The sequence below is a fragment of the Frankia sp. AgB1.9 genome, assembly GCF_016786355.1.
Classification (GTDB): domain Bacteria; phylum Actinomycetota; class Actinomycetes; order Frankiales; family Frankiaceae; genus Pseudofrankia.
This window is the reverse complement of sequence record NZ_JADWYX010000108.1, coordinates 22,179-32,127: the sequence shown is the minus strand read 5'-3', so window position 1 is coordinate 32,127 and position 9,949 is coordinate 22,179. Positions and strand designations below refer to the sequence as shown.

Genomic DNA, 9,949 nt, shown 5'->3' with positions numbered 1-9,949 from the left:
CCCAGCCACCCCAGCCGCCGCCGCCCCAGCCGCCCCAGCCGCCGCCGCCCCAGCCGCCGCCACCCCAGCCGCCGCCGCCCCAGCCGCCGAAGCCGCCGACGCCGACGAAGCCGTACCCGGTGAGGTCGCGGAAGGACCCGGCGTCCTGGAGGGTCGGGGCCTGATACGTAGCCTTCATGATGATTTCCTCCCCCTGTATGTGCGCTCCTAGGCGCCCTCGGCCGAACAAGTCGACGGCCACCGGCTAAGTGCCGACGCGTCGATCAGGCGCAATAACCGCCCGCATCCGACCAGTCACTAGCCTCCCACCCGAGGATTCATCCGCCGTCCATTACTCAGCGTGCACATGCCTCGACGGCTCCAAGCATCACGAATCCTTCGACGATGGGAATGGTCGTCGCGGGCTACCGTCCGAGACCGACCGGTTACCAGCGTGCCACCGGTCGGTTCACCGAGGGTTCAGCACGCTGCGCAGAGCCCGCCGTTACCAGCAGGTTGAGGGCGAACCGCCCAGGACCCGGCGAACCTGATGCTCGGGGACGGCACCGGACGTACGCTCTGCCCCGCAGGGCGATTTCCGCCGGCTTCCTCCGCCCGATTTCCGGCCACGCCCGGGATGACCACGTTCGGTGCCGATCTCCCGATCGGCGCGGAAACGACGGTTCCCTGCCCCGCCGACGCCGAGGCTCGTCGCGGCAGGCGCGGTCGCCGGCAGCGGACACGGAAGGCGCGGGCACCCATGCCGATGATGTGCGCGGTGGCTTTTTCCCCTCGCGGGAAGCTCTACTACGCCGATCCCGGGTCACTCGCGCCGAAGGTCGGCGACCGGGTGCTCGTCCCGACCGACGACGGCGCCGAGGTGGCCACCTGCATGTGGGCGCCGCAGTGGGTCAGCGAGGACATCGGGCACCTGCCGGTACTCGTGGGGCTCGCCGCCGACCAGGACGTGGAGCGCGAGGCGGCCTCGCGGCGGCGACGCGCCCAGGCGAGGGTCGCCGCCAGACGGCTGGTCCGCGACCACGGGCTCCCAATGAAGATCGTCGGAGTCGACCACGTCAGCTCCTCGGACACCTTCACGATCTACTTCACCGCCGAGGGGCGGGTCGACTTCCGCGCGCTCGTCCGTGACCTCAACCGGACGTTGGACACCCGGGTCCACCTACGCCAGCTGTCCGCGCGCGACAGCGCGAAGCTTCAGGGCGGAATCGGCTCGTGTGGCCGCGACCTCTGCTGCTCGACATTCCTCACCGACTTCGAGCCGGTGAGCATCCGGATGGCAAAGGACCAGAACCTGGCCCTGAACCCGTTGAAGATCAGCGGCGCCTGCGGGCGGCTGATGTGCTGCCTGCGCTACGAGCACCCGCTGTACGAGGAGTTTGCCGCCGCGGTCCCGGCGGTCGGCGCGAAGGCTCGCACTCCCGACGGCCCCGGCCGGGTGATCGCCCACGACGTACCGCGCCAGCAGGTCGTCGTCGCGCTAGACGCGGGGGGCCGCAAGGCCTGCGACCGGTCCGACGTCTGTTCGTCCCGCCGCGCACACGACGCCGCCTACCCGGCGACCGCGTCCTCCGGCTGCGACTCCGCCGTCCTCGCCGGTCCGGATCCCGGCCACGTCGACCCCGGCGCCGGCGCCGACCAGGTCAGTGCCGGCTCGGCTGAGGGCGTCCCGGCGGAGGTCGTAGACCCGGGTTCACGGCCCGGCGAAGCAGGCACGACCAAACGGCCCGACGCGGAAACCGCGGCGGGCCAGAGCGATCCGGGCGCGATGGCCCAGACCGACTCGGGCGAAGGGGGTCACCATCGGATTCGCCGGCGGCGCTCCCGGCCCGCTGACCCCGCCTAACCTCGGACAGCCCTCATCTGGGGACCCCGTCCTGCCTGACCGGCCGGCGGCGCCCCCAGATCAGGGCCAGCGATCAACGGATCACGGGTCGAAGCGGTAGCCCATGCCGCGCAGGGTGGTGACGAGGCGACGCTGCGGGGGCCGCCCCTCGACCTTCGTCCGGACCCGCCGGACGTGCTCGGTCACCGTGGCCGGGTCCTGGAAGCGCGTGCCCCAGACCTGCTCCAGCAGCTCCTCGCGGCTGAAGACGCGGCGCGGGTGCCGGGCGAGGAAGGCCAGCAGCTCGTACTCGCGGGCGGTCAGATCGATCCGCTCGCCGGCGACGGCCACCTCCCGGGCGCGCAGGTCGATCGACACGTCGCCGTAGATCAGCGGCTCGTTGCCGTCCCCGGACCGCTGCGGCGGTGCCTCCACCGGACGGCGGCGCAGCCGGGCCCGAACCCGGGCGACCAGCTCGCGCAGCGAGTACGGCTTGACGACGTAGTCGTCGGCCCCGAGCTCGAGGCCGACCACCCGGTCGACTTCCTCGGCCCGGCCGGTGAGCATGATCACCGGGACCTCGCTCGTCTGCCGCAGCCGGCTGAGCACGGCAAAGCCGTCCATGCGCGGCATCGCGACGTCGAGCACGACCAAGTCGATCTCTGTGGTCTGGAACAGGCGAAGCGCGGTCTCGCCGTCCGCCGCCTCCAGAACGCGGTATCCGAAACGTTCCAGACTGCGCGCGAGTGCGACGCGCGATGCTTCGTCGTCCTCGGCGACGAGGAGCGAGGCTCCCCGCGTCGTCGTCGCGACTGCTTCCCCGGTCATGCCGAAACCCTACGCAACCTCTCCGGTGCCACTGCGAGCGGGGTCGCATTTGACGAAATTCGGGCCACGGAACGGGCCGCTTCGACACGCGCTCGTAACCGGACCAAAGCCTCCGGTCACCAAATCCTCACCTGTACCCCTAGCCGCCCATCAGTCCGTCACCACACGATCCGGAAGCCCAACGCGAAATCCGCGCTCGCAGGCACCCTAGGAGCACACACAGACACCACCTGCCCCCCGGACGCCGTACGCGCTCCCAACCAGGCACCGAGCCGGCAGACGCAGACGACCAGCCAAGCCCCGCCGCGCCCCGCGGGCCGGGTGTCCCTCCGTGCGCCACAGGAAGAGGGGCAGGACGGAGAGGCAGGTGCCGGCGCCGGCCGGAGCCACCGAAGGGGCCACGTGCGTTCCGCGGAACGCGGAGATCATCCACCGGGCCGGAGGAGCTCGACCACCCCAGTCCGCCACCCTTCAACCGGTCTCTGCGTTCCGCGGAACGCAGAGACCGATCGCCTGGCCGGAGGAGCTCGACCACACCGGACCGTGGCCCTGGCCGGGCTCGCGAGCGGATCTCCCCGCGGCCCGAACCACCCGACCGAGCCGGTGCCCAGCGGGCACCGTTTACCCCCGAGGCGCACCGGTCAGCAGGTCATCCCATCTGGCATACTCGGAGCCGCGCCAACCAGTAGGTCCTGCTGGTGCGCACGCCGAAGTAGCTCAGTGGCAGAGCAATCGCCTCGTAAGCGATAGGTCGCGGGTTCAATCCCCGCCTTCGGCTCAGACCCCCTCTGACCAGGGCCTTCGCCCGTCACGTCTGCCCGTCTTCTTGATCGCTGTTTTCGCCCTCTGGTGGCTACGAAACAGCGCCGGAGACGACCACCAGAGGGTTGAAACAGCGATCATGGGGCGGCCGCCGTGCTCGTCAAGGTCGAGCGCGGACGTCACGCGCGGTCAGCGGCTCACGAGCGGGCCGAGCCAGGGCACTGACGCGCAGGCGGCGTCGAGGGTCTCGTCTTCCGTCGGGTACTGCCACCCTGAGAAGTAGCTGACCGGCGTCCACCTGCCCATGTCTTCTGGGTCCCGGCGGAACTCCTCGAACCCGAAGGTCCCCTCGGGGCGTCTGAAGATGTCGACGCAGCGATCGGCCTCGGCCGTCTGGTGGCTGGCGAGAACCAACCACGATCTGTCGAGTCGCGACGACATGGCCGGATTGTAAGTCGCCTCGCTCGCCGGCCGGGCCAGCCAGCCGGCCCCGCGCCAGCCGCGCCGCGCCCGCCACGACAGCCACGACAGGCCACAAAGGCCCGAGACATCGAGAAGGCCCCGGCTGGTTCGCGAACCTGCCGGGGCCTTGCGATGTGGCGGCCCGGCCGGGCCGCGGGGGTTCAGGCGGTCTCGGTCTCCGCTTCGGGCTCGACCTCGTCGACGACAGGGGCGTGCTCCGCCCCGTCGGTCTCCAGGCGCTTGATCGACGCGAGGATCTCACGCTCGGCGTCGGCGCGGCCGACCCAGCTGGCGCCCTCGACCGACTTGCCGGGCTCGAGGTCCTTGTAGACCTCGAAGAAGTGCTGGATCTCCAGCCGGTCGAACTCCGGCAGGTGGCGGATGTCGCGCAGGTGCTCCTGGCGGATGTCGGCCACGGGCACGCACAGGACCTTGTCGTCCGGGCCCTTCTCGTCGGTCATCTGGAACATGCCGATCGTGCGGCAGCGCACCAGGCAGCCCGGGAAGGTCGGCTCCTCCAGCAGCACGAGCGCGTCCAGCGGGTCACCGTCGCGGCCGAGCGTGCCCTCGATGAACCCGTAGTCGGACGGGTAGTGGGTCGAGGTGAACAGCATCCGGTCGAGCCGGATCCGCCCCGTGTGGTGATCCATCTCGTACTTGTTGCGCTGCCCCTTGGGGATCTCGATGGTCACGTCGAACTCGAGGTCCACGCCGCTCCCTGTCTCCTTCTTATTGACAGCCGAGCCCCGAATGGGCGCGGCTTCTCTCCGGTCGGCCGGTTTCCGCGGGTCGGATTCCGGCTTCGGTGCCCGGTCGGCCCAGGACCGACCTGCGTTCGCCCGGCGGCGACCAGAACAAGCCGTCTGATCACACCAGGTTCGTGAATCGTGCCTTCGTCCAGTGTCGACGGACATCGGACCGTCCGCAGCTCCGGCGATGTGGCCTACCCCACCCTGAGGCTCCGACCTCGGTGCCCGGCCCACCCGACCGCCGCCGCGGTCACCTCTTCATAACCTTCAGTACCTGTTCCACGGGCGGTTGGCCCCGGAACCTCTGTTAGTCGGCGTTCCAGGTCCAGCCCCCGCCGATATCCTGCCGGAGCGCCCGGACCGGCCACACACGAGCCCGCCTGGGATATCCCAGCCAAAGGTCATCGAACGGGCCGCCCCGCCAGCCGGACCGCAGCGAGCGCCCGTAGGCTCCATCCGTGACAGCAGGTGCCCGGGTCGGCGGCCTCACCGCGCTGGCCGGCGCGCTGCTCGCCGGATCGCTGACGATCTCTCCCGGGCCCGGAGGAGACAAGGCGCCCGGCCCGACGGTACCCCCCGTCAGCGCGGCGCCTCTGCCAGGCCTGGCCGCGAACCGTCCACTTCCGGACCCGACCGAGCTTTCCGGCCGCCTGGCCGGGCCACTCGCGAACCCGCTGCTGGGCAGCCCGGCGGGCCTGGTGGTCGACGGCCTGACGGGAAAGGTCCTGTTCGACCAACGGGCCTCGGTGCCGACCGCGCCCGCGTCGACGCTGAAGACCGCCGTGGCCACCGCCGCGCTGCGCACCTTCTCCGCCGGCACCCGGCTGACGACCCGGGTGGTCTACCTGCCGCCCCCCGCCGGACCGGCCCCGTCGGGCGCCGCCGTCCGCCAGGGCGGCACGCTCTGGCTGGTCGGCGCGGGCGACCCGACGCTGACCGCCGCGACCGACCCGGCCGGCTACCCGGCCAGCATCAGCGCGAAGCTCTCGGACCTGGCCGCCCAGGTCCACGTCGCGGGGATCACCTCCGTCAGCCGGCTGATCGGCGACGGGACGCTTTTCCAGGGCCCGGCGACCGCGCCCGGCTGGAAGGACGTCTACGTGGCCGAAGGTGACGTCACGCCGGTCTCGGCGCTGGAAGTCGACGCCGGCCGGCCCACCCCGGGGGCGATCGGGCCCAGAACCGGCACCCCGGACGCCGCCGCGGCCGCCGCGTTCGCGGCCGCGCTGCACACGGCCGGGGTCGCCGTGGGCGGCCTGGGCACGGGGCCGGCCGACCCCGCGGCGAAGACGGTCGCCACGGCCGTGAGCCCCCCGGTCCCGGTGCTGGTCGAGCGGATGCTGACCGACTCGGACAACGACATCGCCGAGAGCCTCGGCCGGCTCGTCGCGCGCGCCCACGGGCTGCCGCCGACGTTCGCCGGTGCCACCGCCGCTGTCGGAAAGGTGCTGACGCAGCTCGGTATCGACACCGCGGGGATGTCACTGGCCGATGTGAGCGGCCTGTCGGTCACGGACGCGATCATGCCGAGGACGCTGGTGTCGATCCTGCGGACCGCGACGCTGCCCGGCCATCCTGAGCTGCGCCCGCTGATCACCGGCCTGCCGATCGCGGGATTCTCCGGCACGCTCGGCGACCGTTATGGCGGCACCGACACCGCGCCGGCCGCCGGCGACGTGCGGGCGAAGACCGGCAGCCTGAGCACCGTCACCAGCCTCGCCGGGCAGCTCGTCGACGCGGACGGCCGGCTGTTGCTGTTCGGCTTCTTCGCGCCGGTCAACGAGTCGACGGCCGCGAAGGCGAGCCTCGACCGGGTGGCCGCGGCCCTCGCCGGCTGCGGCTGTTCCGCCGGCCGGCCGACGGCCGCCACGACCGCCACGACCGCCGCCACGACCGCGACCACCGCGCCCGCCCAGCCCGACAAGGGCGGCCCACCCGACAAGGGCGGCCAGCCGCAGGCAGCCACCCAGCGCGGGCACTGACCGCGCCCACGGCCGGCGCCTGGCGCGATGACACGGACCGGAGCCCGACGAATCGGCGGGGTGGCGGTTCTCAAGATCGAATAGCCCCGAGCGGGTAGCGTGGAGGCCGTGGTGGACGCGCAGCCCCAGGACAGCGAACCCGAGGACAAGCGGCCCGACGACGGGCAACACGCGGACCAGCAGCCCGTCGACTGGGATCTGGCGGTCGCGACGGCCCGCAAGCTGGTCCGGCCCGGCCCACAGCTCACCCGCGCCGAGGCCGACGAGGTCGTCAGCAGCCTGCGCAGGCTCGCGGTGGACGCCGAGCGGCATGTCGAGGACTACACCCACCTGCGGCCGGCCGCCGCGGTGACGCCGATCGCCGTCGTCGACCGGCCCGAATGGGCCCGTTCCAACGTCGCCGGCCTTCGCATGATCACCACTCCGCTGCTCGACCGGCTGGCCGACAACGCCAAGGGCTCGCTGTCGACGGCCGTCGGCCGCCGCGTCACCGGCGTGCAGCTCGGCTCGGCGCTCGCCTACCTCGCGGGCAAGGTTCTCGGTCAGTACGAGGTCTTCCTCCCGCCCGAGGAGTACGGGCCGACCGCCACGCCGGCGCGGTCCGACTGGGCCGACGGCGCGGGCCCGGTGGGTCGGCTGAGCCTGGTCGCGCCGAACATCGCGCACGCCGAGCGCCAGCTGGGCGTCGTCCCGCGTGACTTCCGGCTCTGGGTCTGCCTGCACGAACAGACCCATCGCAGCCAGTTCACCGCCGTGCCGTGGCTGCGCGCCCACCTCGAGTCCGAGATCGGAGCCTTCATCGAGGCCACCGACCTGGACCCGGACGTGCTCGCGGACCGGCTGCGCTCGGCCGTCGGAGCGCTGCGCGGCGCCGTGCGCGACCGCGGCCCGGACGCCCCGAGTGTCGTCGAGGCACTCCAGACGCCGGCCCAACGGGCGGTGCTCGACCGGTTGCAGGCACTCATGACGCTGCTCGAAGGTCACGCCGACCAGGTGATGGACGCCGTCGGCCCGCAGGTGGTCCCGACGGTCGCCGACATCCGCGCGAGGTTCGACACCCGTCGCTCCGGCGGCTCGCCGCTGGACCGGTTCGTGCGCCGCCTGCTCGGCCTGGACATGAAGCTGCGCCAGTACCGGCAGGGCGGTGCGTTCGTGCGCGCGGTCGTCGCCGAGGCGGGCGTCGACGGGTTCAACCTGGTCTGGCAGTCGCCCGCGACCCTGCCGAGCCAGGCCGAGATCGCCGACCCAGGAGCCTGGATGGCTCGCGTCCTGGGTAGCCGTCCGTCCATCTCCGCCTAGGTGCCGCGGGTGACCGGTTCCGCGAGCCCCGCCAGCGGGCAGCGGATCCACCCGTCGGGATCGCCGGCGCCGGCCGTGGCCGCCATCCGGCTGGCCGTGCGGCACGCCGTCGCCGACCTGCCGCCCGGAGCGCTGGTGCTGGTCGCCTGCTCGGGGGGACCGGACTCGCTGGCGCTGGCCGCCGCCACGGCGTTCGTCGCGCCCCGCCGCGCCCTGCGCGCCGGGCTGCTGACGGTCGACCACGGCTGGGACGGCGCGTCCGACCAGCGGGCCGAGTCCGTCGTCGCGCAGGGCCGGGCGCTGCGGTTGGACCCGGTGGAGCTGTTGGTCGCACATTCGGCCCGATCCGAGGGAGCCGCCCGGGACGCCCGGCGGGCGGCGCTCGCGACCGCCGCCGAACGGTTGGGCGCCGCCGCGCTCCTGCTCGGCCACACCCTGGACGACCAGGCCGAGACCGTGCTGCTGAGGCTGGCCCGCGGCGCCGGAGCCCGCTCGCTGGGAGCCATGTCGCCCCGCGACGGCCTGCTGCGCCGGCCACTGCTGGGACTGCGCAAGGAACAGACGAGGGCCGCCTGCCGCGCCGAGGGGCTCGACGCGTGGGAGGACCCGACGAACGCGGACGCGACGTTCGCCAGAGCCCGCGTCCGGCATGCCCTGCTGCCGGCGCTGGAGGATCAGCTCGGTCCGGGCATCGCCGAGTCGTTGTCACGCAGCGCCGACCTGCTGCGCGCCGACGCCGAGGCGCTCGACGCGCTGACGGATGACGCGTATGCCGAGGCCACCGCCATTTCGCCGGCCGGGGATGGTTCGGTCGAGCTCGCCGTCGAGGCGCTCGGGTCGTTACCCAGCGCGCTGCGGACCCGGGTGCTGCGCCGGGCCGCGCTCGCGCTGGGCGCTTCGGCGTCCGCGCTGCGCGCCGAGCACGTCTGGGCGATGGAGGAGCTGGTGACCCGGTGGCGCGGGCAACAGCCGGTCCCGCTGCCGTCCGGCGTCACCGCTCGGCGTCGAGGTGACAGGATCAGCGTGGCCGGACCGGGCGAGACCAGGTCCGGGCGCCGCGGGACGGCGGACGGTGGCGACGCTGCGTCAGGGCCGACCGGCCCGCGACCATCGCCGCGCCGGCCTGACGCCGCGCGGCCCGACGCCGAGGAGGGCAGGCCGGTGAGCCAGGCCGAAGTCAGCGCACCCGACTCGAGCACACCCAGCGCGGGGAGCGCCCCTCGAACGGCCCGAACGGCCGCCGACACGCCACCCTGGCACGACGGGGACATCGGTGAGGTCCTCGTCAGCGAGGAGGAGATCGCCACCCGCATCGCCGCGCTCGCCGCGCAGGTCGACGCCGACTACGCCGGGCGTGAGCTGCTGCTGGTGGGCGTGCTCAAGGGCGCGGTCATGGTCATGGCCGACCTCTCGCGGGCGCTGCGTACCCCAGTGACCATGGAGTTCATGGCCGTGTCGTCCTACGGCTCGGCGAGTTCGTCGTCCGGGGTGGTCCGCATCCTCAAGGATCTGGACCGGTCGATCGAGGGACGCGACGTGCTGGTCGTCGAGGACATCATCGACTCCGGGCTGACCCTGTCCTGGCTGCTGAAGAACCTGCGTTCGCGCAACCCGGGCTCGCTTGAGGTGCTGGCGCTGTTCCGGAAGCCGGAGGCCATCACCGTCGACGTGGACGTCCGATATGTCGGTTTCGACATACCGAGCGCCTTTGTGGTCGGTTACGGCCTCGACTATGCCGAGCACTACCGAACCCTGCCGTTCGTCGGGACTCTCACCCCCGAAGCAATCGCCCGTGGTCCCCGCCCCTCCTGACCGGCGGCTCCGCGTGGCCCCGCCCCGCTTGGGAAGGCTGCCCTCAGTGCTCCGAACCTCCCAGATCGGCGGCAGCGCGAACCCGCCACGGACCCGACCTAGATTCGCTCCGACCCGAGACTTCCGGGTGCCAGGACAGCAAGGGCTGGGCAGCAGGCACTGCGCCCGACCAGGCGGAGCCGGCGAAGGGCGCTCCGTGCCCGGTTCCGGCCGATCGCCGTCGGAACACGGCG

At 72.7% G+C, this 9,949-nt stretch carries 8 protein-coding genes and 1 tRNA gene; 5 read left to right on the top strand and 4 right to left on the bottom strand.

Annotated elements, in window-relative coordinates:
• Window positions 1-178 (bottom strand): keywimysin-related RiPP (locus tag I6A60_RS31825; RefSeq protein ID WP_203055771.1); only part of this gene is annotated, 178 nt, incomplete at its 3' end.
• Window positions 179-739: 561 nt separating this feature from the next.
• Between I6A60_RS31825 and I6A60_RS31820 the strand changes: the two genes are divergently transcribed.
• A complete protein-coding gene (locus I6A60_RS31820; RefSeq protein WP_203024597.1) occupies window positions 740-1,843 on the top strand; it encodes a regulatory iron-sulfur-containing complex subunit RicT in 1,104 nt (367 codons plus the stop codon).
• An 81-nt stretch (window positions 1,844-1,924) separates the two neighbouring features.
• On the opposite strand, the gene I6A60_RS31815 is transcribed toward I6A60_RS31820, so the two are convergent.
• Window positions 1,925-2,650, bottom strand: coding sequence for a response regulator transcription factor (locus I6A60_RS31815; protein ID WP_013421521.1), 726 nt, complete (start codon window positions 2,648-2,650; stop codon window positions 1,925-1,927).
• A gap of 706 nt (window positions 2,651-3,356) precedes the next feature.
• Here I6A60_RS31815 and I6A60_RS31810 point away from each other — a divergent pair.
• Window positions 3,357-3,428: transfer RNA gene (locus I6A60_RS31810), tRNA-Thr, on the top strand.
• 173 nt (window positions 3,429-3,601) lie between these two features.
• On the opposite strand, the gene I6A60_RS31805 is transcribed toward I6A60_RS31810, so the two are convergent.
• The gene (locus I6A60_RS31805) at window positions 3,602-3,853 is read right to left on the bottom strand and encodes a hypothetical protein (RefSeq protein ID WP_238436677.1); all 252 of its coding nucleotides are present in this window, start codon (window positions 3,851-3,853) and stop codon (window positions 3,602-3,604) included.
• Between the two features lie 182 nt (window positions 3,854-4,035).
• The gene (locus tag I6A60_RS31800) at window positions 4,036-4,584 is read right to left on the bottom strand and encodes an inorganic diphosphatase (RefSeq protein ID WP_203024596.1); all 549 of its coding nucleotides are present in this window, start codon (window positions 4,582-4,584) and stop codon (window positions 4,036-4,038) included.
• A 497-nt stretch (window positions 4,585-5,081) separates the two neighbouring features.
• Between I6A60_RS31800 and dacB the strand changes: the two genes are divergently transcribed.
• The 3 genes from dacB to hpt all read left to right on the top strand — a co-directional run bounded on the left by dacB (window position 5,082) and on the right by hpt (window position 9,716).
• Entirely contained in the window at window positions 5,082-6,605 is a 1,524-nt protein-coding gene (dacB, locus tag I6A60_RS31795; RefSeq protein ID WP_203024595.1) for a D-alanyl-D-alanine carboxypeptidase/D-alanyl-D-alanine-endopeptidase, read from the top strand.
• A 198-nt stretch (window positions 6,606-6,803) separates the two neighbouring features.
• Complete coding sequence (locus tag I6A60_RS31790; RefSeq protein ID WP_203024600.1) at window positions 6,804-7,904, top strand: zinc-dependent metalloprotease; 1,101 nt, start codon at window positions 6,804-6,806, stop codon at window positions 7,902-7,904.
• 9 nt (window positions 7,905-7,913) lie between these two features.
• Window positions 7,914-9,716 (top strand): hypoxanthine phosphoribosyltransferase, encoded by a 1,803-nt coding sequence (gene hpt / locus I6A60_RS31785; RefSeq protein ID WP_307873962.1) that lies wholly within the window; start codon window positions 7,914-7,916, stop codon window positions 9,714-9,716.
• Window positions 9,717-9,949: the final 233 nt, after the last annotated feature.